The 22,636-nt window shown below is 70.2% G+C and carries 16 protein-coding genes; 12 read left to right on the plus strand and 4 right to left on the minus strand.

From position 1 onward, the window contains the following. Window positions 1-88 precede the first annotated feature (88 nt). From ACZ6JE_RS12530 to ACZ6JE_RS12550, 5 genes are all read left to right on the plus strand, one after another. Complete coding sequence (locus tag ACZ6JE_RS12530; protein ID WP_464319153.1) at window positions 89-1,042, plus strand: NAD(P)-dependent oxidoreductase; 954 nt, start codon at window positions 89-91, stop codon at window positions 1,040-1,042. A 108-nt stretch (window positions 1,043-1,150) separates the two neighbouring features. After that, a complete protein-coding gene (locus ACZ6JE_RS12535; protein WP_464319154.1) occupies window positions 1,151-1,759 on the plus strand; it encodes a hypothetical protein in 609 nt (202 codons plus the stop codon). A 257-nt stretch (window positions 1,760-2,016) separates the two neighbouring features. Beyond that, window positions 2,017-3,783 (plus strand): lipopolysaccharide biosynthesis protein, encoded by a 1,767-nt coding sequence (locus ACZ6JE_RS12540; protein ID WP_464319155.1) that lies wholly within the window; start codon window positions 2,017-2,019, stop codon window positions 3,781-3,783. Next, the gene (locus ACZ6JE_RS12545) at window positions 3,780-5,138 is read left to right on the plus strand and encodes a glycosyltransferase family 2 protein (RefSeq protein ID WP_464319156.1); all 1,359 of its coding nucleotides are present in this window, start codon (window positions 3,780-3,782) and stop codon (window positions 5,136-5,138) included. Before ACZ6JE_RS12540 ends, ACZ6JE_RS12545 begins: the two co-directional genes overlap by 4 nt. Next, complete coding sequence (locus tag ACZ6JE_RS12550) at window positions 5,135-6,373, plus strand: glycosyltransferase family 4 protein (RefSeq protein WP_464319157.1); 1,239 nt, start codon at window positions 5,135-5,137, stop codon at window positions 6,371-6,373. Before ACZ6JE_RS12545 ends, ACZ6JE_RS12550 begins: the two co-directional genes overlap by 4 nt. On the opposite strand, the gene ACZ6JE_RS12555 is transcribed toward ACZ6JE_RS12550, so the two are convergent. Further along, window positions 6,361-7,383: a glycoside hydrolase family 16 protein gene (locus ACZ6JE_RS12555; protein WP_243213933.1), complete on the minus strand. Its 1,023-nt coding sequence runs from the start codon at window positions 7,381-7,383 to the stop codon at window positions 6,361-6,363. The genes ACZ6JE_RS12550 and ACZ6JE_RS12555 overlap by 13 nt on opposite strands. Before the next feature lie 407 nt (window positions 7,384-7,790). Between ACZ6JE_RS12555 and ACZ6JE_RS12560 the strand changes: the two genes are divergently transcribed. Next, window positions 7,791-10,100, plus strand: coding sequence for a hypothetical protein (locus tag ACZ6JE_RS12560; RefSeq protein ID WP_464319158.1), 2,310 nt, complete (start codon window positions 7,791-7,793; stop codon window positions 10,098-10,100). 10 nt (window positions 10,101-10,110) lie between these two features. Beyond that, window positions 10,111-11,955: a PIG-L family deacetylase gene (locus ACZ6JE_RS12565; RefSeq protein WP_464319159.1), complete on the plus strand. Its 1,845-nt coding sequence runs from the start codon at window positions 10,111-10,113 to the stop codon at window positions 11,953-11,955. A gap of 68 nt (window positions 11,956-12,023) precedes the next feature. Here the strand turns inward: ACZ6JE_RS12565 and ACZ6JE_RS12570 are convergent, their stop codons facing one another. Beyond that, window positions 12,024-12,377 carry a PRC-barrel domain-containing protein gene (locus ACZ6JE_RS12570; RefSeq protein ID WP_192059071.1) on the minus strand — a complete coding sequence of 118 codons (354 nt, stop codon included), beginning with the start codon at window positions 12,375-12,377 and terminating at the stop codon, window positions 12,024-12,026. A 299-nt stretch (window positions 12,378-12,676) separates the two neighbouring features. Between ACZ6JE_RS12570 and ACZ6JE_RS12575 the strand changes: the two genes are divergently transcribed. The 3 genes from ACZ6JE_RS12575 (at window position 12,677) to ACZ6JE_RS12585 (ending at window position 17,858) form a co-directional block, all read left to right on the plus strand. Next, complete coding sequence (locus ACZ6JE_RS12575) at window positions 12,677-14,026, plus strand: MFS transporter (protein ID WP_192059069.1); 1,350 nt, start codon at window positions 12,677-12,679, stop codon at window positions 14,024-14,026. A 106-nt stretch (window positions 14,027-14,132) separates the two neighbouring features. After that, the gene (locus tag ACZ6JE_RS12580; protein WP_464319160.1) at window positions 14,133-15,515 is read left to right on the plus strand and encodes an NtaA/DmoA family FMN-dependent monooxygenase; all 1,383 of its coding nucleotides are present in this window, start codon (window positions 14,133-14,135) and stop codon (window positions 15,513-15,515) included. A 753-nt stretch (window positions 15,516-16,268) separates the two neighbouring features. Further along, entirely contained in the window at window positions 16,269-17,858 is a 1,590-nt protein-coding gene (locus ACZ6JE_RS12585; RefSeq protein WP_464319161.1) for a P-loop NTPase family protein, read from the plus strand. Window positions 17,859-18,001: 143 nt separating this feature from the next. Here the strand turns inward: ACZ6JE_RS12585 and ACZ6JE_RS12590 are convergent, their stop codons facing one another. Further along, window positions 18,002-18,157, minus strand: a complete 156-nt coding sequence (locus tag ACZ6JE_RS12590; protein WP_464319162.1) for a hypothetical protein — start codon at window positions 18,155-18,157, stop codon at window positions 18,002-18,004. A gap of 1,537 nt (window positions 18,158-19,694) precedes the next feature. After that, on the minus strand, window positions 19,695-20,288 hold the full coding sequence (locus tag ACZ6JE_RS12595; RefSeq protein ID WP_464319163.1) for a CGNR zinc finger domain-containing protein: 594 nt from the start codon (window positions 20,286-20,288) through the stop codon (window positions 19,695-19,697). A 63-nt stretch (window positions 20,289-20,351) separates the two neighbouring features. Between ACZ6JE_RS12595 and ACZ6JE_RS12600 the strand changes: the two genes are divergently transcribed. Then, complete coding sequence (locus ACZ6JE_RS12600) at window positions 20,352-21,638, plus strand: MFS transporter (RefSeq protein ID WP_464319164.1); 1,287 nt, start codon at window positions 20,352-20,354, stop codon at window positions 21,636-21,638. Between the two features lie 242 nt (window positions 21,639-21,880). Further along, window positions 21,881-22,549, plus strand: coding sequence for a hypothetical protein (locus ACZ6JE_RS12605; RefSeq protein ID WP_464319165.1), 669 nt, complete (start codon window positions 21,881-21,883; stop codon window positions 22,547-22,549). Window positions 22,550-22,636: the final 87 nt, after the last annotated feature.

Consider the following 22,636-nt stretch of genomic DNA (forward strand, 5'->3'; position numbering starts at 1 on the left):
TGCCGAGGAGGCGCGGGGCGGGAACTGAGGAGGCGCGGGGCGGGGCGGGAACCGAGCAGGCGCGGCGCGGGGCTCGGTAGGTTGACGTATGACCGATCTCGCCGTGACCATCCTGCCCGCCGCCGCCCCTGAGGCCGCCGCCTGGGGAGCGGCCCCGGCCCGGCGCGCGCTCGCCGAGACCGGCGCCCGCGAGGTCGAGCTCGGCGACGAGACCCGCATGATCGTCGTCGCGGGCCGCGTCGACCAGGCCGAGCTGCGCCGCGCCGTCGACGAGCACCCCGGGGTCGCCGTCGTGCAGCTGCCGAGCGCCGGGGTCGACGCGTACGTCGAGACCATGCGCGCCACCCGCCGCGACGGGCTCGTCTTCACCAGTGCGAAGGGCGCCTACAGCGCGCCCGTCGCCGAGCACGCGCTCGCGCTCACACTGGCCACGCTGCGGTCGCTGCAGATCCGGGCCCGCGCCTCGTCGTGGGAGCAGACGCAGCGCGGAATCTCGCTGAACGGCGGTCACGTGCTGATCATCGGGGCGGGCGGCATCGGCACCGAGCTGCTCCGGCTGCTGCAGCCGTTCGACGTCGAGGTGTCGATGGTCGTCCGCACCGCCCGCGAGGTCGAGGGCGCCGCACGCACCGTCACCACAGATCGCCTCGACGAGGTGCTGCCCGACGCCGACGTCGTGGTCGTCGCCGCGGCGCTCACGGAGGGCACGACCAGCCTGATCGGCGCCGAGCGGCTCGCCGCCATGAAAGACACCGCCGTGCTCGTCAACATCGCGCGCGGGCCCCTCGTCGACACCGACGCGCTCGTCGCGGCGCTCGCCGAGGGCACCATCGGCGGTGCCGGGCTCGATGTGGTCGACCCCGAGCCGCTGCCCCACGGTCACCCGCTCTGGAACGAGCCGCGCGCCCTGATCACCCCGCATCAGGCGAACACCGACGACATGACCGAGCCGCTCTTCCAGGAGCGCGTCCGCGCGAACATCGAGGCGCTCGCCGCGGCGAAGGAGCCCGTCGGAGTCGTCGACGTCGACGCCGGGTACTGACTCCGAGGAGGCGCGGTGCCGTCCCCGAGGACGCGGCCCCGTAGGAGGCGCGGGTCGGCGCTCGCGAAGACGGCGCGGCCCCAGCGACGGCGGCGTACCGTCGCCCGCATGAGTCGTCGTGCGTCTGCAGCCCGTTTCGAGGGTCGGATCGCCGGCATCGGCACCGCCTCGGGCACGCGTGTCGTGATCGGCATGTGGGAACGTTCGCCGCTCGGCCGCTTCACCGACGTGATGATCGAGGACGGCACCGGCCACCGCCTCCTTCTGGCTCCCTCGCAGGCCGTCGCCGACTACGTCTCGTCGACCTACACGTTCGACGAGGTGCGCGTCGTGCCGGTCGAGACGCGGCGCGTCGACGGCGGCATCGCGGTGACCGCCGGCGATCTCGCCGTGCGGCTGACCGTCGGCGCGGTGTCGCCGCTCGGCATGCTGATGCGCATCGTGCCGCGTCGGGTCGCGACCGAGCCGCTGTGGCTCCGGCTGATCGATCCGGTCGCGCGGGTGCTCGTCCGGGGTGCGCGGACGGCCGGCTCGGCGGGCGGCGGCAAGCGCGAGTACTACGGCGTGACGCTCGTCCGCGACGTCTCGGCGGCCGTGACCACGCGGGCGGGCGACGACCTGGGGCCGTTGGCGCCGCTCAGCCCGCCGGTGCGCTTCGGTTTCGGCTCGGCCCCCGCGCGCCCCAGCCTCGTCGACGTCGTCACGACGATCCGCTGACCCGACGATCCGCTGACCCGCAGCTCAGCGGGGTCGCACGGGAGTCAGGGCACCCGCGGGTGAGACCGGGTGAGCGGGCCGCCACGCGGAGCTCGCGCACCCCGGACGCGGCATTGTCCGACGCTCGACCATGAGATAGCTTCAGTCTTCGACGCTCGACCAGGCTCGCTTACCCCTCGGCCCGGTCGACGACGCCGACGCGCCCCGAAGCGTCCGGCAGGCTGCGTCCAGGACCCGAACCTGACAGGACACCACCCATGCGGTCAGCCCCGCCCGAGAGACCCGACGACCCCGCCGAGACCCGGCTGCCCCCGACCTCGCCCCGACACGCGGCCGAACCCGACCCGCGCCCGTCGGCTGCGTCGCCGGTGGCCGGAATGCCGGTCTTCGACCCGCCGCCGGTCGCCGACCCGACCCGGAGCATCGGGTCGCCGGGCCCGGACGCCGCCCCCGCCGACCCGGATCAGTCGCGGCTCTTCGGGCGCGGCCTGCTGTACGTGATCATCTGGTCGCTGCAGCTCGTCGTCGGCACGGTGGTCTCGCCGGTGCTGGCCCACCTGCTCGGCGTCACCGACTTCGGCGCCTTCTCGACCGCGCAGGCGATCTTCCAGGTGCTCAGCGTGCTGGCGCTGCTCGGTCTCGACCAGGCGCTCGTCCTGCAGCACGCGGAGGACGGCGATGCCCGGAACGCCCGCGGGCTCGTCGCCGTCGGCCTCGTCATCTCGTTCGTCGCCACCGCGACGGCCGTTCTCACCGTGCCGTTCTGGGCCGGAGCGCTCGGCTTCGGCAGCGAGCACGACCTGCTGCTCGTCGTCCTGCTGTGGGCGGCCCCGTCGGCTGCCGTCCAGGTGATGCTCGCCCTGCTGCTCGCCGAAGACCGCTTCCGGGCGTTCGCCACGACGAGCATCGTGTCGGCCGTGGGCGGCCAGGCGATCGGCTTGACCCTGCTGCTGACCCTCGGCGGCGGCGCGCTCACCTACGCGTGGGGCAGCGTCATCAGCCAGACTCTGGCCATGGTGATCGGGCTCTGCTTCACCCGCCCGCTGATCGGCGGTCTGGTGAACGGGCCGGTCGCGAAGCGCGCCCTCTCGTTCGGCGTGCCGCTCGCCCTGGCGAGCCTGGCGTACTTCGTCCTGAACGCCGGCGACCGCATCGTGCTGCAGCGGCTGATGGGCCCCGACGCGGTCGGTCAGTACCAGGTCGCGTACGTGGTCGGCTCGTCGGTGATCCTGCTGCTCTCGTTCACCAACAGCGCGTGGGCGCCGCACTTCGCGAAGATGCGCGACGAGACGGCCCGGTTCGCGCTCGCGATGACGGCGCGCAACGAGATCTACCGTCTGCTGAACCCGATCATCGTCGCCCTGACTCTCGTGACCCCCTTCGCGATGCCGATCCTCGTGCCGGCGAGCTTCGACCCGTCGAGTCTCACCATCGTCGTCTTCGTCGTGGCGCTGACGGCCTACCCGGCGACGGCGGGCGGCGCGAGCGGCCGCCTGCTGACCATCGAGCGGCGGGCCAAGACCCTCGGCGTCATCACCGGCGTCGCGGCGGCGGCCAACGTCGGCCTGAACCTCCTGCTGGTGCCGCCGCTCGGCATCCTCGGCGCGGCGGTCGCGACCGTCATCGCCTACTCCGTGCTCGCGGGCCTGCAGCTCGTCGTCCTGCCGAAGCGCGTCGCGTGGCACGGCGCCCCGGTCGGACTCCTGCTCACCGTGCTGGCGAGCGTGGTCGTCGCCGCGGCGACCATCGCACTGCCGCAGACCCTCGAATGGAACATCGGGCGCTGCATCGTCGCGCTGGCCTGCCTGCCGTGGTTCCTCCGCCGTCTCGCCGCCGCCCGCCGCCCCCCGGAGGTCGACGTCGCGGACGACGCCGCGGGTGCCGCACCGGAGGCCCCCGCGGCCCAGGCCCCCGCACCCGAGGCCCCAGCACCGGAGGCCCCAGCACCGGAGGCCCCCGCCCTCGACGACCCCGTCGCCGCCATGCCCGCGCACCGATCACGCCACGACCAGGAGACCTCATGACCCGCCGCCCCCAGGTCGTCGAACCGGCCCCGCGCCGGGTCGTCGTCCTCGACCTCGCCGAGCCGCTCCCCGACCTGGTGGCCGACGACCGGTACGACTCGGCCATGGTGTTCGGCACCTGGCGGGGTCTCCCCGTCGGCGTGGCCGACGTCATGCTCACCGACGACCCGGCCGCGGCGCGCACGGCCCTGACGCCGCTCACCGATCTGCGCGACGAGTCGGTCCGCTACGAGGCGTCGCGCCCGCCGCGCCTCCCGAACGACCGCCTCCCCGCCGTCACCGTCGTCGTGTCGACGATCGTCGGACGGCGGGAGGACCTCGAGCTCATGCTCGACGGCTTCGCGGACGTCGACTACCCCGACGTCGAGTTCCTGATCGTCGACAACCGGCCCGTGCTCCCGTCCGACGACGTCCTGCCCGGGCTCCTGGCGGGTCGCGACCGGGTCCGTGCGATCCACGAGCCCCGCAAGGGCATCTCGGCCGGGCGGAACGCCGGCGTCGCCGCGGCCCGAGGCGACATCATCGTCTTCACCGACGACGACGTGCGGGTCGAGCCGAACTGGCTGCGCGAGCTCGCCCAGCGCTTCGTCGACGACCCCCGGGTCGACGCCGTCACCGGACTGATCCTGCCCGCCGAGCTCGACACCCCGGCCCAGATCTGGTTCGAGCGCTACTACGGCGGCTTCAGCGGCGAGCGGACCTGGCGACCGCTCGTGCTCGACGCGGAACGCCCGGCGTCGCGCCTGGTGCGCGGGGCGCGGATCACGGTCGTCGACGACGGCGAGGTGGTGCGCCGCTTCGCGGTCTACGGCGTCGGCGCGTACGGCGCCGGGGCCAACATGTCGTTCCGGCGGAGCGCGCTCGAGCGGATCGGCGGCTTCGACCTGGCCCTCGGCACGGGCACGCCCGCCCGCGGCGGCGAGGACCTCGCCGCGTTCATCGGGGTCCTCTGGACGGGCGGCCGCATCGCCTACGAACCGGCCGCGATCGTGCACCACCGTCACCGTCGCGGCACCGACGAGCTGCTCAAGCAGCTGCGGGGCAACGGGCTGGGCTTCACCGCCATGCTCACCTCGCTCGTGCTCGGCGACCGCCGTCACATCGCGGGGCTCGCCTGGCAGCTGCCCCTCGCCGTGCGGTCGATGGCGGCGCAGAGTCTCTCCCGCATCGGAGGAGGCGCGTCCGACGCCGCCGAGAGCCGCCCCGCCGGACTCGAAGACGAGTACCCCCGGTCGCTCGTGCTGAACGAGCTGCGGGACTACCCCAAGGGGCCGCTCGCCTACCTGCGGAGCCGGCGACTCGCGCGTGCGATCGCCGTGCGCCCGGCCGATGCGCCGGTGGCCGTGCGATCGTGACCGCGCCTCCTCGGCTCCGCACGGGTCGGACGGGACCGCGAGCCGGGTCGTCGACGCCCCTGAGGGTGCTGACGACCGCCGAGCGGCTGCGACCGGTCGGCGGCGTCGAGCTCTGCATGCTGCAGGACACCGTGGGCCTCGTGGGTCGCGGTCACCGCGTCGACGTGCTGTTCCACCACGACGGCGTGCAGCGTGCCGAGTACGCGTCCGTCGGGGTCGAGCCGATCGGGCCGTACCCGTTCGACGTCGACCGGTCGAGCGTGCTCCGCGATCTGCGGCGCTTCGCACCGTCGATCGCACGGGCGCGGAGCCTCGCCTCCGACGTGCTGTGGCTGAACCGCCCCGAGCAGATCGTCTGGGCGCAGCTCGCGGCGCGCTGGGCCGGGCTGCCGATCGTCTGCCACCTGCACCACGCGCCGAACTTCCACCGCACCCGGCTGGTGATGACGGGGGTCGCGCACTTCGTCGCCGTCTCCGAGTTCATGAAGACCCTCTGGGTCGCCGCCGGGATCTCGCCCGAGCGCATCACCGTGGTGCACAACGCCGTCTCCGCCGACGAGTACCCCCGAGGAGGCGCGGCGGAGCTCTTGAGCGCCCGTCGCGACCTCGGACTGGGCATCGCCCCCGGAGCCCGCGTGGTGCTGAGCTACGGGAGACTGTCGGTCGAGAAGGGCGTGCTGACGCTCGTCGAGGCCTGGCGCGGGCTCGCCCTCGACCCCGAGCGCGCGGTGCTCGTGCTGGCGGGGCCGGCACCGGTCGAACCCGAGGTGCTCGAGGCTCTGGCCGGCCTGCCCGAGGGGTCGTACCGCCTGCTCGACGCCCGGCGCGACGTCGTCCCGCTGCTGCACGCCGCCGACCTCGTGGTCATGGCCTCGCATCTGCCCGAGGCCTTCGGTCGCGTGCTGATCGAGGCGATGTCTACGGGGCGACCGGCCGTCGGCACCGACGTCGGGGCGGTCTCCGAGGTGCTGTCGGGCGAGTTCGCCGGCCTGCTCGTGCGCCCGGCCGATCCGCTCCACCTCGCCGCCCGCATCGCGTCGGTGCTCGACTGGCGGCACGACGACCCCGGTCTGGGCGAGCGCTGCCGTGACCGGGTCGCCGAGGGGTTCCCCCACGAGCAGCACATCGACGCTCTCGAGGCCGTGCTGACGGCGCACGCCCGCAGCCGGGGCCCGGGGTGGCGAGCCCGCCGTCGAGCGGGCGAGCGCTGCCGGGGAGCCGCTCAGCCGTCGTAGCGGTAGATCGTGGCCCAGTCGATGTGGACGGCGCCCTGCGCGCCGTCCGGCGGGGCGCTCTTGAGGGTCTCGATCTGCATCACCCAGTGCATCTTCGCCGTGGGGATGTCGCTGCGGGTGGTGCCGATGGTGACTCCGTCGATCTGGAAGGCGATCTCGTCGGGGCCCCACTCGATCGTGTAGGTGTGCCATTCGCTGAACGGCACGGCCGTGCGGCGGTCGAACGAGTTCTCGGACGGGTCGCCGAGCTTGTGGTTGTAGGCCCTGACCTCTTTGTCGAGGTGACCTTCGGGGAAGTCGATCTCGCCGTCGTCCCAGTCGTTCTCGTCGCTCCAGAGCAGGAACGCCGCGCTGTAGCCCTCGACGGGGTCGGCGCGCAGGCGCACGCTGTAACGGCCGTGGGTCTGCCCGCCCCATTCGCCGTCGACCAGCGGCACGACGGCCGACGACGTCACCTCGTCGCCGAGGGCCGAGACGCCGAGCGACAGCATGCCGTCGGCGACGGAGATCGCGCCGGCCCGGTACGTGCCGTTGTCGTTGGTGTCGGTGAAGCCGTCGTACGGCAGCCACGAGTCCGCGTACGGCCCGGGGAACGACCCACGGGCGACCGGGGTGTCGAAGTCGTCGACGAAGATCTGCCTCCACCCCGGCAGGTCACCGACGGGTGCGGCCTCGCCGCTCGGGGACGCCGTGTCGGCGGCGGACGCCGAACCGGGGGCGTCGGCCGACATGTCGAGGTGCGGGGCGGATGGCACCCCGCCCGCCGGAGGCGCGGTGCCCGTGTCGGAAGGGTCGGCGGGGGAGTACGACGTCGGCGCGTCGCTCGGCACGGGGGCCACCGGGGCGGACGCCCCGTCGGTGCTCCACGGGGTGACGGCGCCGGAGTCCTCGCCGAGGACGATCATCGGCAGCCCGACCAGCGCCACGACCGAGAGGACGACCACCGTGGTGACGGCGACGCGCGTCCGCCGTCGTCGAGAGGACGCTCGGGTTCTCTCGGTGGTCGGCACGTCGTCGGTTCCTTCGGGTAGCGATCGTCGCCGAGGCGGGCGCGGGTGAACCCGACGCGTCGGAACGATCGAACGATCATCGCCCGCGACGTCGCGCGGGTCAAGGCGACCCCCGTCGAACGAGGCACCCCCCGATCGAGGGGCACCCGCCGGGAGGTCGACGCGTAGTCCACTGTTCACCCTGTCGATGTACGGCCCCTGCGTATCGCGGGGAGCAGAGCGCAAGTTACTCTGAACGGACCCGCCACGCCCGACACCCGAGGGCGAGGCGGCAACCCGAATCACGCCGACCCGAACCCGGCGCTCTTCCACCCCGCCGACGAGGCGACCCCCACCCAGGGTCAGACGGCTCCGTCGGTCGAGCGCGCCGCCCGTGATGGTCGGCGGCTACCCACTGGAGATCACTCGTGACCCGAGCTGACTCTGCCCCCGCGAGTGCGCGCCCCGACAGCGCCGATCCCGACCTCGCGAGCCGCAGTCACCCGACCCTCGTCCCGACCCGCGACGCCTACGCGGTGATGTCGCCAGGCCGGCGGCTCGCCGCGGCCGGCCTCGTCTGGCTGACCCTCATCGTCATCGGGATCGGCTTCGCCACGCAGGCGACGGCGCTCCGCGAGCTGGCGGTGCCGGTCTTCCTGCTGCTCGAGCTCGGCATCGCCCCCGTGCTGCTGGCCGCTCCGATGCGGTCGTCGCGGTTCACGCTGATCGCCGTGGTGACGAGCCTGTCGGCGACGGTGCTGATCGGCACCGCCATGGCCCGGACGCACGTCTGGCAGCCGGCCGAGACGATGACCACGGTCGTCATGGCGACGATCGTGCTGCTCGCGACGGCGACCGTCCGCGAGATCATGGCGATCGGCCTCGACCGCGCGGCGAGACTCGACGGCCTCGTCGAGACGGTCACCGACTCCGTCGACATCGAGGAGGCGCGGCCCGGCATCGCGGACCGCCTGCCCTGGGTGCCCCTCGCCACGGCCGTCGCCCTGGTGCTCGTCGTCGGATCGTCGCTGCTCGTGCGGGGCGACCCCACCCCCGGCGGACTCTTCTCGCTCGAGGGCCCGGGCTGGTTCGCGGGTCTGGCCCTGCTCGTGGCGGCGACCGTCTTCGCCCTCGTCACGCACCGGAGCCCCGCTCTGCCGCTGCTCGCGCTCAGCGGCGTGGTCGTCCTGTCGCAGGCCATCGTCTACGGCACCCCGACGATGGTCAGCGCCGCCCGCCACGTCGGCGTGATCGAGTCGATCCGGGCCGACGGCGGAGTCACCCTGGGGCGCGACATCTTCCAGTCGTGGGCGGGTCTGTTCTCGGGCGTCGCGTGGGTGGCCGACGTCGCCGGCATCCGCGACGTGATGGTCGTGGCGACCTGGTGGCCGGTGATGATCACCCCCATGATCGCCCTCGCGGCCACCGTGCTGGCGCGCCGGTTCCTCGCCGACGACGGCCGCGCCTGGCTCGCCGGGGGTCTCTTCGCCCTCACGCTGACCCTCAACACCATCTACTTCTCGCCGCAGTCGCTCGGCATCGTCCTCTCGCTGTGCATCGCGGCCCTGGCGCTCGGCGCCGGTCGCCCCGCGCGCGAGACGTCGTTCGCCCTCACGAGCCGACCCGCCGCACCCGGCGAGCTCGTCGCCTCGGGCGACCCGGCCCACTCGGCCCGGCCCCGCGCCTCCGGAGTCCTCGGCCGGTGGTCGCTCGCGGCCATCCTCGTGCTCGGCTCGACGCTCGCGGTCACGCACCAGATCTCGCCGTACCTGACCACGGCGGCGCTCGGCGTCTTCGTGGTCTTCCGACTCGTGCGACCGTGGTGGACCCCTCTCCTGGTGCTGGCGCCCGCCGTCGTCTGGGCCCTGGCCAACAGGTCGGTGCTCGGCACCTTCCTGGTCCCGGCCGCCGCCGGCAACGTGATCGACAACGCGGCACCGCCGGTGCACGACGGCGCAACCCTCGGCAAGCCGCTGGTCAACACGCTCGCGTTCGGTCTGCCGGCCGTCGTGCTCGTGATCATCGGGCTCGCCGCCCTGGCGTCGTTCCTGCTGCATCGCAAGAGCCGCCAGCAGTGGGCGCTCGTGCTCGCCGCAGCCAGCCCGGTGAGCCTGATCATCGCCACCAACTACGGCGCCGAGGGCATCTTCCGGGTGACGCTCTTCGCCGCCCCCTGGCTGTGCATCCTCGCGGTCATGCTGCCCTGGCCCCGCCGCCTCCCTCGCCGTCTCGGCACGACCGCCCTCGCCGTGGCGCTCGTCGTCGTCGTCGCCGTCAACGTGTTCGGCAACACGGCCCTCGACTGGAACCGGGTCGCCAGCGTCGACACCACCCGCGCCACCCTCGCCTTCGAGGACGAGGCCGAGTTCGGCGCCGCCCTGCTCGTGCCGGGCAACGGCAACGCGACCCCGGGCGCACGGACGGCCAAGTACGACGAGGTGCAGTACGTGCCCCGCGAGTCGCTGGGCGGCTACGCCGACACGGGCCCCGACTACGACGCCGTCGCGGACGAGCGCGAGCTCACCAGCCAGTTCGCCCTCGGCTGGCAGGCGTCGGAGTACTACGTGCTGGTGTCGGACGTGCTGGGCGCCTACGACGAGCGCTACGGGTTCCAGACCTACGCCGACTACCAGGAGCTCGGGCGGGCCTTCGCCGACGACGACCGCTGGCAGGTCGTCTACTCGAGCCCCACCGCCGTGCTCTACCGTCTCGCCGACCCCGAGGCCGTCCGTGGCTAGTCGGCGCGGCGTGGTGCGCCGTCCGTCGTCGCCTCCCGTCGCCGAGATCGTCGTCGCGCTGACGCTGGCCGGCGCCCTCCTCGCCGCCGCACCGGCCGTCGCCGCCGACACCGGGCACGCCCCGCATCCGCTCACCCCGACCGGCTGCGGCGCAGGCACCACGCTGAACGTCGTCGCGCACCAGGACGACGACCTGCTGTTCCAGAGCACGACGCTCGTCGCCGATCTGCAGGCCGGGCGCTGCGTGACGACGGTGTACGTCACGGCCGGCGACGGCGGGCACGTCGAGCAGTACTGGCGCGAGCGCGAGCTCGGGCCGCGAGCCGCCTACGCCGAGATCCTCCACGTCGACGACGCGTGGACGACGTCGAACGTCGACGTCGACGGCCGCGCCGTCGCCGTCGCCCGCCTCGATGCCGACCCGCGTGTGCAGCTCGTCTCGCTGCGACTGCCCGACGGGGGCACCGACGGCGCCGGGTTCCCGAGCACGGACGACACCAGCCTCACCGCGCTCTACACGGGAGCGATCGACTCCCTCACGACCGTCGACGGGTCGTCGTCGTACACCCTCGCCTCGCTGCGATCCACGCTGCTGGCTCTGATGACCGCGGTCCAGCCGACGAACGTGAACACGCTCGATCACCTCGGCACCATGCACGACGGCGATCACCCCGACCACCACGTCGTCGGCTATCTGACCGACGCCGCCCAGCGGCTCTACGCGACACCGCACGGGTTCGCCGGGTATCAGGGCTACGGCATCCGCGATCGCCCCTCGAACCTGACCATGCCGCAGGTGCTCGACAAGGCCGACGTCTTCTTCCGCTACGCCGAGCACGACCCGGCGACCTGCGGCGGGTGGGACGCCTGCTGGAACCGGTCCGAGCGCGAGTGGTTCAGCCGCCAGTACACGGTCGGCACCGTGACCACCACGCCGCCCACGCCGGTCGTCACCGTGCCGGTCGACCCGCATGCGCCGCTCTCGGCGTACGACGTCACCTCCGGGGCGACGGTCACCGCGAGCTCTGAGAACACCGCCGACTCCCAGACCGCCGTCAAGGCGATCGACGGCGTGGCCGACGGATATCCGGGCGACCACCGGGCCGAATGGGCCACCGCGGGCGGTCGAGACGGCAGCCGGCTGACCCTGACCTGGCCGTCCGCTCGCAGCATCGACCAGGTCGTGCTGCACGACCGGCCGAACACGAGCGACCGCATCACCGGGGCGACCCTCTCGTTCTCGGACGGGTCGACGGTGGCGGTGCCGGCGCTCGCCGACGACGGGACGGCGAGCACGGTGACGTTCCCGGCCCGCACCTCCTCGTCCGTGGTGCTGACGGTCACCTCGGTGTCGAGCACGACCCGCAACGTCGGGCTGGCCGAGATCGTGGTGCGCTCGGCGACGGCGGCGCCGGTCGTCACCCCGCCCGTGGTGACCGACGTGACGACCGGGGCCGTCGCCACCGCCAGCTGGGACGACGCGGCGGGCGGGCAGACCGCCGCCAAGGCGATCGACGGCGTGGCGGGCGGTTATCCCGACGCCCCTCAGAACGAATGGGTCGCGCCCTGGGGGCGCGTCGGGGTGACGTTGACGCTCCGCTGGGCGACGCCGGTGACGATGGACACGATCGTGCTGCACGATCGCCCGAACCTCGCCGACGACGTGACGGGCGGCACGCTCACCTTCTCGGACGGCAGCACGGTCGCCGTGCCGGCCCTCGATGCCGCAGGAGGCGCGACCACGGTCCGATTCGCCTCGCGCGCCTCGACGTCGGTCGCCTTCACGACCACGTCGGTCAGCGCGAGCACGCGGAACGTCGGACTCGCCGAGCTGCGGGTGCAGCAGACCAGCTGAACGGACGGACGGGGTCGACACCGCCTCGTGGCGACGTCGACCCCGTCGGATCGTTCGGCGGATGCCGGTCAGCGGCGCCCGAGGCGGCGCTCGCCGGTCGAGCCGACGGAGTAGGCGAGGCCGTAGTGCTCGAACACGGCGGGCTCGCGCGACGCCTCGAGCTCGCCGTCGGTCTCGATCGAGGGGGCGTCCTTGACGATCTTCTTGTCGAACTGCACCTTGAGGTGCTTCGGGGCGACGACCGCACCCTGCAGCGGCACGAACAGCAGCTTCTTGCCGACGATCCCGGCCTGCACGGTGGCGAACGTGGCCAGCTCGGTCGAGGTGTCGAAGTAGATGCTCTCGAGCGTGCCGACCTTGTCGCCGTTCGGGTCGACGACGGGCATGCCGATCCAGTCGCGCAGGTTCTCGGCTTCGAACATGGAGTCCCTCTCTGTCGACGGGGGTCAGGGCCGCCGCGACGACTCCGACGCTAGTCGCCCCCGCCCGCGGCAGCCTCTGAGAAAGACGGTCTCGGGCCTTGCGGCCGGGGGAGGGGGATATGTCACACTGGACGGAGCGCCCTCGTCGTGGAGTGGCAACATCCCATCCCCACCCGTCAGCAACGATCGCGGCGAGTGCGCATCGCCCCCGCGACCCGTGCCTCAGCACGCCTCGTGTCGGCGTCCTCCCGGCGAGTCCTCTCGTCGTGCGCGCTCTCCGCCCGAACGGAGGCACGCCCGTGACCGACACACTCGCCCGTCCATCGACCGGTCGGAGCCAGACCGAGCAGCCGCACACCCTCACCGCCTCGGCGGTCGTCGGGATCGCCGTGCTGGGGCTGTCGACCTTCTTCGCGATCACCACCGAGCTGATGCCCGTCGGGCTGCTCTCGACCATGAGCGCCGATCTGGGCGTGGCCGAGTCGCGCATGGGCGTCGTCGTCACGGTGTACGCGCTCGCCGTCGCCGTGCTCGCGCTGCCCCTCACGTGGGCGACGGCGCGGGTGCCCCGCAAGGCCGTGCTCGTCGCGACCCTCGTCGGGTACACGGTGTCGAACCTGATGGTGGCGTTCGCTCCGAGCTTCGAGTTCCTCTGCGCCGGGCGCATCGTCGGCGGCGTCGCCCACGCGCTCTTCTTCTCGGTCGCGTCGGCCTACGCGACCCGCATCGTGCCTCCTCGGCTGGCGGGGCGCGCGATCGCGTTCGTCTACTCGGGCAGCTCGCTCGGCTTCGTGATCGGCGTGCCCGTCGCGACGACCGTCGGCGACCAGGTCGGCTGGCGTCTCGCCGTCACCGGCGTGGCGGTGGCCTCGGCGCTGCTCGCCGTCGTCGCGCTCGTCTTCCTGCCGTCGGTGCGCGGCGAGTCGTATCCGCACATCGGGTCGGTCGCGTCGTGGGCCCGCAGCGGTCTGCTGGCCGTGGTCGTCGCCGATCTGCTGCTCTTCGCGGGTCACTACGTGGTCTACACCTACATCGGGCCGTACCTGGTGGATGCGGGGCTCGGCACGGGCTCGACGGGCACGGCGCTGCTCGTGCTCGGGGCGACCGGGGTCGTCGGCCTGCTCGTCGCCGGGGCGTTCGTCGACCGGGCGCCGCGGCAGACGCTGCTCGTCGCGGTCGGGGTCATGACGCTCGCCCTCGGCGCGTTGCCGTTCGTGCACGGCTCGCTGATCGGCACCTTCGTCGTCGCGGGCGTCTGGGTGGCGGCGAACGGCACGACGGGCACCCTGTTCATGGCCGCGGCGATCCGCACCGGCGGCGTGAGCCCCGACATCGCGGGGGCGCTGATCAACGCGGGGTCGAACGTCGGCATCGCGGCCGGAGCGGCGCTCGGGGCCCGGGCCTTCGAGATGACCGGGCTCGCGGCGCTGCCCTACACAGCGGCCGTCATCGTCGGCGGGAGCTTCGTCGTCGTGCTGCTGGCCCGGCGCGGGTTCCCGACGATCGGGCACTCGCAGGTGTCGCTGTCGACGTCGAACCTGCGCACGATCACGTCGTCGGTCGCGGTGGTCACGGGCTCGGTGCGGACCATCCCGTCGCGCACCGGCTCCGTCCCGACGCTCGGCGGTCACTCCCGCCCCGACGCCTGACCCGCGCGCCACCCGAGGAGGCGCGGCACGGCATCGACCCGGCCGCCGCGTGTCACCCGAGGTCATCGCGCAGCGCCGCCACCGTCCGATCGGGCAGGATCGTCGCATGACTGAGTCCTCCGCGCCGAAGCAGCTCATCCTCAACCTCTTCGAGATGAACTGCGTCGGGCACATCACGCACGGTCTCTGGCGTCTGCCGCACAACCACCGCAGCGAGTACAAGGACCTGGCGTACTGGCTCGAGCTGGCGCGGCTGGCCGAGAGCGGCGGCTTCGACGCGATCTTCATCGCCGACGTGCTCGGGGCCTACGACGTCTACGGCGACAGCCCGGCGCCCGCCCTGCTCGAGGGCATCCAGGCGCCCAACAACGATCCGATGCTCGTCGTCCCGGCGATGGCGGCGGTGACCGAGCATCTCGGCTTCGGCATCACGTTCTCGACCAGCTACGAGCCGCCGTTCGCGTTCGCGCGGCGCATGTCGACGCTCGACCACCTGACGAAGGGTCGGGTGGGGTGGAACGTCGTCACGTCGTATCTGCCGAACGCCGCCCGCAACTTCGGCCTCGACGCCGAGATCCCGAAGGCCGAGCGCTACGCCCGGGCGGCCGAGTACCTCGATGTGCTCTACAAGCTGTGGGAGGGGTCGTGGGAGGACGATGCGGTGGTCGCCGACCCCGGAGCCGACGGCCTCGAGCCCGGTTCGGGCGTCTACACCGACCCCGCCAAGGTGCATGCCATCGATCACGAGGGTGAGCACTTCCGGGTGGCCGGGCCGCATCTGAGCGAGCCGTCGCCGCAGCGGACCCCGGTGCTCTTCCTCGCCACAGCGTCGCCGAACGGCGTCGAGCAGGCGGCCCGCAACGCGGAGGTCGTCTTCACGGGCGGCCCCGCGGTCAAGGCGGTGGGTGCGGCCACGCGGGCGGCGGCCGTCGAGGCGGGCCGTGCGGCCGACGACGTGCGGTTCATCCTGCAGGCGGGTGTCATCACGGGGCGCACCGACGCCGAGGTCGCCGAGAAGCTCGCTCTCTACCGGTCGTCCGCCAGCGCGCAGGGGCGGCTCGTGCACCGCAGCGTCCCGTTCGACGCGCTGTCCCACCCGAGCGATCGGACGGTGCGCGAGGCCCTCGAGATCGAGGGTCGTCTCGATCACCCGGGTGCCGCCTCCCTGCCGCTCGACATCACCGTCGGTCAGCTGATCGACGGTGTCGACGAGGCCTGGGGTGGCACCTTCTTCGTGGCCGGCACGCCGACCGTCGTGGTCGACGAGATCGAGCGCTGGCTCGACGAGGAGGGCATCGACGGCATCAACCTCCGTCAGTACCACTCGTTCGACACGCTGCGGGACTTCGTCGAGCTGATCGTGCCCGAGCTCCGCCGCCGCGGGCGCGTCCGCGAGGCGTACGTGCCGGGGGAGACCCTGCGCGAGCGGCTCACGGGAGGTGGCCCGCGCCTCCCCGAGTCCCACCCCGCGGCCGCCTACCGGCGCTGAGGGGGTCCGGAGGAGATGGACATCCGCTGGTTTGAGGCCGCGCCGTTCCGTGAGGCTCAAGGGGGCGGTCTCGAGTGAGACGGCTGCGTCGGCGAGTGAGGGTGTCGAGTGCGGCCAGGGCTACGAGAACCGAGGAGCAGGCGCGAGTGAGGAAACCCACGTGGGCCGTCGTCGCTTTCTCCGGTGGAATCGACCTCCTGATCGGAGGTCCGATCTACGGCTTCGTAGGGCAGCTCGTGGGCTACCCGCAGATGTGGCCGATCGGCCTGGGCGTCGCCGTATCGGGGGCAGTGTTCATGGCCGTCGGCGGGTTCGGGCTGTGGGGGCGTCGAAGAGGCCCTGCCCGATCGCCTCAGCGGGGAATCGAGTCGGGCGAATAAGCGCGTCCCCCTCCGGTCGGGTCACGTGGAGTCGATGAAGCTGGAGTGCCGGTCTTCTTGCAGCCTGCAAGCGCGCCCGCATCGACGTCGTCGACGCCTGATAGGCGGTCGTTCATCGGGGACACTGTTGCAGGCCCGGTCTCGCGGTCTGAGTTCAAGTACCGCCTGGACTGCAGATTCGCGTATGCCTGTCCCGCAAAAATGCCCGGTGAAGGGGGTTCGGACGCTACAGCTGTCGGGGTGCCTTGGAAGAGCACGCGACCCGACTCCGGGCCGCAAGTCGCGGCACATCGTGATGGTCTTGAATCGCTCGGTTCTGACGATCAAAACGATTCAATCGCAAATTGGCTCCATCACTCACTAGGATCGGCACATGGCCGTGTCGTCGACTTTGAATGTCGCCTTTAGCAAAATTCCAAAACGCGCCGAATCTCGGGGTGAGCTGGAGCTTCGTGCAACCTTCGAGGACTCAGGCGTAGCAACTGCGTTGGACGTCGTCGATCACCAGATCATCTACGGCCGCCGGGGCACTGGCAAGACTCACGCCCTGCGGTATCTTTCCTCCACTAAACTCGACGAGGGGGACCTTGGCGTCTATGTCGACCTACGCACGATCGGATCGGCCGAAGGCATCTTCGATGGGGAGCAGATTGGCCCCATCGAACGAACGGGACGCCTTCTCGTAGATCTACTGAATCAGGTTCATGACGAGATCTTGCAGGCAGCGTTGGACGATAATAGTTTGTCAGGCGACGCCCTTTTCGTGGCACGGCTAGATGCTCTCTTGGAAGCTATTGGATCAATCCGCGTGGATGGGCCGATTGAACAGACTACTGACGTCGAAAAGGGGCGCTCTGTTCGGGACGTTGGCGGCTTCGGCGTTAACATAGTAAGACCGAGGGTCGCCGTAAGCGCATCTTCGGATGCCTCCGAATCGCACATGGACCGGTCCAAAATCACGCGGCGAGGTGTCGAGAAAATCTCGCTCAATTTTTCGGATGTTGCGCGGGCGCTCCGAGAGCTGGCGGATTCACTCTCGGCTCGAAGAGTTTGGCTGCTCCTTGATGAGTGGACGAGTGTCCCGTGGGATGTCCAGCCATACCTGGGGGCGTTCTTAGTTCGCTGCGTACTCCCTGTCCGCCAATTTACGGTCAAGATTGCGGCGATTGAGCAGCAGACTAATTTCAGAACCAGGCATGAAAACGGCCAGATGATTGGCATCGAGCTAGGTGCCGACATGTCGGCGAACTTGAGTCTTGATGACTTTATGGTTTTCGAGCAGGAAGACTCGCGGGCGCGTAACTTTTTTCGTGGGCTTTTGTTCAAGCATTTGACTGCTGGTGCGGACGAGAAACGTCAAGTCCCAGGGTTGTCAAATGAGGGTGATCTTATCAGTCTTGGCTTTACGGATAAAAGGGCTTTTGATGAGCTAGTGCGAGCTGCAGAGGGTGTACCGAGAGACGCTATAAATATTGTCTCGAAAGCAGCATGGCGGGCATCGGACAGGCGTATTTCTACCCCGGACGTTCGCACCGCCGCGCGTCAGTGGTTTCAGATTGACAAGGAAGGGGCGCTGCGCGGAGAACCTGTCGCGCAGCTGCTGCTCAACTGGATTATCGACAATGTCATTCGAGAGAAGAAGGCTAGGGGGTTCTTGGTTAATCAGAAGGACCAAGACGCCACGCCGCTAAAAGCATTATTCGACGCCCGTGTACTTCACCTCGTTCGTCGCGGGTACTCCGCCCAGGACGAGCCGGGGGAGCGCTACGACGTCTATGTCATCGACTACGGCGCCTACGTGGATCTCATCAACACCAAGAACGCTCCTCAGGGAACATTGCCTCTCGATGACGGCAGCGACGGTTACGTTGATGTGCCGACTCAGGACCTCCGGACCTTGCGCCGGGCCGTGCTCGATCTCAGGGAGTTCGCTGCCTCGCTCGAACCAGACCCGTCTTTCTGATTCGCGCTATTCGTTGCGTAGCCGGCCATGGTTGGCTGCCTTAGGAGAGGAGACGTCGACTGGGTGTCCCGTTAGACCATCAGTCAGCGGGTCTCTTTGCCCTAGGTGTCGCTCGTCCGGTGCGACGTATCCGTGTCGAGGGTTCAGCGTGGCTTGCGTCGAGGTGGCGTCACGCTGCCGTACACGCGCGCCGGCCCCCACAAGTTGAAAACGGTGTCGATGGTCGTGCCGATGACAGCTGCAACCTTGAAGAACAGGACGGCGTACCAGTTCTTGCGTGACGGGTGCGGTGCTGACATGGTGTTCCTCTCGACGCTGAGTGACACAGGTTAGGCGGCGCGTATGTGCACGCACACAATGTGTTCGGTTGGTCGTTCCGATAGCTGATCGGGCTACGGGCGATCCTCTGCGTCTTTAATGCCTGCTGCCACGGCACGTCGAATCACCCAGTAGAGCGCATAGAGAATCGCGCTTGTGATTGCAACGAAGAGGGCGGCGCTAGCCAACGGGTCCATGACCCAACCGTACGAGGTGTCGTGGACCGTAGTTCGGGAGTCGATCTGACGAGCTGTCCCGACAGGCGATCCTCAGGCGGGCGAGGTGCGGGAATTCGGCCCCAGTTGCGCAGTGACGAGGAGCGGCCCGCTATTGAAGGCCATGTTGGTAAGCGCTGTCCGAGCGGGCGGAGCTGCCGGCCCTTGGCCTGTGACGGACGTCCGAGCTCGCCGCCTTTGGGAGGACATACTTCGCACCGCTGCACAGCAACTGCGCCCATACAACGAAAGAGATGCACCGCATCAGGTCGACAGCAGCCGCGACAAGAGCGACCCGTAGGATCTGGTGCATGGTGCGAAACGGCAGCCCAGGCTGGGTCGAATCGTTCTTTCGTGCACATCCATGGGTGGCAGCCGTTGTCAGTGCCGGGTTCCTCGTGCTCATCGTGTGGGGTGGGGTGTCCGTCGGGTGGGCCCCGTGGGCTCCGTTGGGTCGGGGTCTGAAGCGTTGGCCGCTGTGGCTGTTGGTCTTGGTCGGGGTGCCCTTCTTTACATCGGGCGTCATCGTCGGGGTTGTTCTGCAGTGGCGTCTGCTGAGGCAGAAGTTTGAGGTCCCTTCCGAACCGAGTCTCGAGCTCAAGCAGCTTCGACGCGACGGCCCGGGTTGGCTCAGTCGCCCCTCGGACATCGACGATCCGTCATCAGTCGCGGCGCCGAGACAAGCGGGCGACGACGCACCATCGCCATGATGTTGACCTGTCCATGGTCTCGATAGCCTATGGTCAGCTGCACTTGGTGTGACGGACGGGTATGGCCGGCCACTTGGTCCGGGTCGTGGGGCCGCTACCGTGACCTCATGACACGTCGATCACGTTCCGGCCGCTGTGGGCTGTGGTCTTTGTCGCATTGACCGTCGCCGCACTGATTGTGTGCGCTGTCGCCCCCGTTAAAGCCGGGTGGCTTACGCCGGTTTTCTTCTGGCCCGTGCCGGAGGGCACGGATGTTGTCCAGACGAAGGAGCAGTACGAGTCATCGATGAGTGCCCGGAGTCTGGGCCGGGTAGCTGCCGTTGTGACTCTCGTATGCGGTCTCGGGGCGGCGGTCTTCACATACCTGAGCTGTAGTGCCCGTCGCGCCCGATAGAGGATGGGGTACCGGTGTAGTTGAACCAGGGTCCTTGTAATTCTGCAAGTACTTCACCGCGTGGCAGGCGCCTCAGGTCGTCGCCGACGACATCAGGTCGTTCGCCGCCTTGTTGGCGTGAGGGCGAACTCGGGTGCGAACGTCGACCAGGTGAGGCGACGGCTCCTCCAAGAGCGACGAGGCGTCGGTACTACCGTCGTCAGGCCCGTTTCTTGGCTTGGTGACGAGCGACCCGGTTGCGGTTGCCGCACCCAGCTGCCGTGCACCAGACCCTGTTGTGGCGGGGAGACGTATCCAGGTAGACCCAGCCACAGGCGTCGTCACCGCACTGGCGTGCGGCCGCGAGGTCCGACGTCAGGACGTCGTGCGCGACGAATGCGATGGCTGCGCGGGGTCCCGTGAGGTCGGAGGGAACGCGCCAGGACCACGTCAGCGCGTCCGTGTCTCGGTGAAGTGTCGACCGCCCGAGGGCTGAGACGTGCTCGCGCGCGATCAGGTCGACCGCCGTCGCCGAGGACTCGAAGACGGCCTGGTAGATCGCTTCGCGCAGCGCGACGACGGCCTCGAGTTCGTTCGCGGCTGCATGCGGGGCTCTTTCCGCCAGCGGGTCGAGGCCCACGGCGTCGCGACCCAGGACGTCGAGTTGTCTGCACCAGGCAACGACGTCCTCGAACGTGGTGAGCGTGTCGATGGCCCGAGCCTCGTCGAGGCGCCAGTGCACCGTGTCGACGAGGTCGAAGGCCGGGTGACCACCCACTTCGGGGTAGGGCCGTCGTGCACTCGAGGTGGTCATTCCACCAATCTAATGCGCGATGGCCACTTGCGCCATTAGAAGCCTCATGCCACTGTCTAACGCGTGAAACCTACTGAATCCATTAGTCAGCAGTCGGCGCGGTTGGGGCCGGACTTCGCACGCTTCTGGATCGCCCAGGGGGCGTCGTCGATCGGCGGTCAGATCAGCGAGCTGGCGGTGCCGCTGCTCGCCGTCCTGGTGCTGCACGCCTCTGCCGGCGAGGTCGGGCTGCTCGGCGCGGCCCGCTGGGTGCCCTTCCTGCTGCTCGCGCTGCCCCTCGGAGTCTTGGTGGACAGGCGGCGGCGCCGCACCCTGCTTGTGTCGTCCGACTTCGCCCGGGCGGTCCTGACCCTCGCCGTGGTGGCCCTGGCATTCTCCGGCCTGCTCACGCTGCCCGCCCTCGTCGTCCTGGTCGGACTGCTCGGGGCGTTCACCGTCTTGTTCGAGGTCAGCTACCAGTCGTTCCTGCCCACGGTGGCCGGCCGCAAGCACCTCGAACGGGCGAACGGTCGACTGCAGGCGACCTCCTCCGCGGCGGAGATCGGCGGCCCGGGCCTCGCCGGATTGCTCATCCAGGCGCTTTCCGCCCCGTGGGCGCTTCTCACCCACGCCGCGACCTACGTCGTGTCGGCCGTGGCGCTCCTGCGCATCTCAACCCCGGAGCAGCAGCCCGTCCCCACGGGCAGAAGCGTCAAGCGAGACCTCGGCGACGGGTTGCGGTTCGTCGGCCGTGACCGCTACCTGGTCTCCCTGGTCGGCTTCGCCGGCATCTACAACCTGTTCGCCCAGTGGATCATGGTGCTCTTCGCCGTCCACGCCGTCCGAGAGCTCGGTCTCACCGCCGGCCATCTCGGAATGGTGTTCAGTCTCGGCGCGATCGGGGCGCTCCTCGGGGCGGCCGCCGCACCGGCGAGCGTCCGTCGGTTCGGCGCCGGACCCGTCATGGTCGGCTGCGCGGCGGCCGAATGCGTCGCCCTCGCCGCACTTCCGTTCGTCGAGGCGTCGTGGACAGTGCCTCTCATCGTCACCGTCCTCGTCGTGATCTTCGCGATCAACGGGGCAGGCACGTCCCTCTCGAGCGTCGTCGCGTTGACGCTCCGCCAGCTCCGGACGCCGGATCACCTGCTCGGACGCGTCAACGCCACCATGCGATGGCTCTCGTACGGTGTCATCGCCATCGGCGCCGCGGCCGGAGGCGTCGTCGGAGACGCCCTCGGCACCCGCACCGGCGTCGCCCTGGGGTGCGCCGGCATCCTTCTCACGGTCGTCTGGGTATCCGCGTCGCCACTCCGGCAGGTAGGCGACCCGCGCCTCCTCGCCACACGCGACAGCCGCGACCTCGCAAAGTGACCTGGTCAATCTGTCCTGGCACTAAGCCCCAGCTCTCGTCAACCGGTGAAACGACGTGGTGTGCAGCCACGTGCGGCAACAGGTCGAGAGGGTGCACGCATGCGAGCTACCCTGCTGCTGAACGGCGCGCCCGACAAGCGATGGTCATCCGGTCGCAGACTCTTTGAGATCGCGGATGGGCGTTACTATCGCGTCGAGGGGGAGCCGTGAGAGGGAGACGAACAGGTCTGCTCATGCTGGCGATGGGTCTGACCCTGACTGGCTGCGCGTCCGACGCAGTCGATCCCTCGCTCGCCGAGCGCGTGCGGCCCGAGGCGGCAGCCCTGGCGGACGATGCTCTGGCGTGGCCCGGTTCGGTATCCGCTCCTCGTGTCACTGTCGTCCGGGAGGACACCTGCACGGTCGCCGAGCCGTCGGACTGGTTCGTCGACGCGACTGGGACCCGGTGCGCACAGCAGGGCCGAGTCGTCTACGCGCTCCTCGGCGCTGCCACTCCCGAGCAGGCGCTCGAGCAAGCTGCTGCTGCCCTCGAAGACTCGAACATCTCCCCGGTGGACCCGTTCGCGGGTTCGTCTGACCTTGACTCGCTTGCTGATCCCACCTTCAGCGTTCTGACCACGCATCCCGCCTCGAAAGCGTATGGAACGGACGAGACGACGATCGTCGTCGCGACCGCCGACGGTCTCTTGGAGCGTGGCTACCACCACCCGACGGATGTCATCGTCTCGTCCACGGCTGGGTCGGAAGGGGATGAACTGGCCACGGCGATCAGCGCCACGGGGGCTGCGTACGTGCTGGCGATCGAGTACAGCCGCGAGTACTTCGACAGCAGATCCGGAGGAGTGAACAGGGCGCCTCGCACCGATCAGTCTCCCTGCTTCGGTACGAGCGGCGACTGCCCCGGCGGGTGAGGCCCGGTAGCATCAGGTGAGCGACGGCCGTTCATCCCCTGCACCGGAACAAGCATGAGAACGCCCGACGTGGCCCGCCGCCGACAG

The sequence above is a fragment of the Frigoribacterium sp. AC759 genome (genome assembly GCF_979256015.1).

Excerpts from the sequence above, each read along its gene's own strand:
- ACZ6JE_RS12530 (WP_464319153.1), top strand. The coding sequence starts at position 89 with ATGACCGATCTCGCCGTGACCATCCTGCCCGCCGCCGCCCCTGAGGCC.
- ACZ6JE_RS12535 (WP_464319154.1), top strand. The coding sequence starts at position 1,151 with ATGAGTCGTCGTGCGTCTGCAGCCCGTTTCGAGGGTCGGATCGCCGGC.
- ACZ6JE_RS12540 (WP_464319155.1), top strand. The coding sequence starts at position 2,017 with ATGCGGTCAGCCCCGCCCGAGAGACCCGACGACCCCGCCGAGACCCGG.
- ACZ6JE_RS12545 (WP_464319156.1), top strand. The coding sequence starts at position 3,780 with ATGACCCGCCGCCCCCAGGTCGTCGAACCGGCCCCGCGCCGGGTCGTC.
- ACZ6JE_RS12570 (WP_192059071.1), bottom strand. The coding sequence starts at position 12,377 with ATGTTCGAAGCCGAGAACCTGCGCGACTGGATCGGCATGCCCGTCGTC.
- ACZ6JE_RS12580 (WP_464319160.1), top strand. The coding sequence starts at position 14,133 with ATGACTGAGTCCTCCGCGCCGAAGCAGCTCATCCTCAACCTCTTCGAG.
- ACZ6JE_RS12585 (WP_464319161.1), top strand. The coding sequence starts at position 16,269 with ATGGCCGTGTCGTCGACTTTGAATGTCGCCTTTAGCAAAATTCCAAAA.
- ACZ6JE_RS12590 (WP_464319162.1), bottom strand. The coding sequence starts at position 18,157 with ATGTCAGCACCGCACCCGTCACGCAAGAACTGGTACGCCGTCCTGTTC.
- ACZ6JE_RS12595 (WP_464319163.1), bottom strand. The coding sequence starts at position 20,288 with ATGACCACCTCGAGTGCACGACGGCCCTACCCCGAAGTGGGTGGTCAC.
- ACZ6JE_RS12605 (WP_464319165.1), top strand. The coding sequence starts at position 21,881 with ATGGGTCTGACCCTGACTGGCTGCGCGTCCGACGCAGTCGATCCCTCG.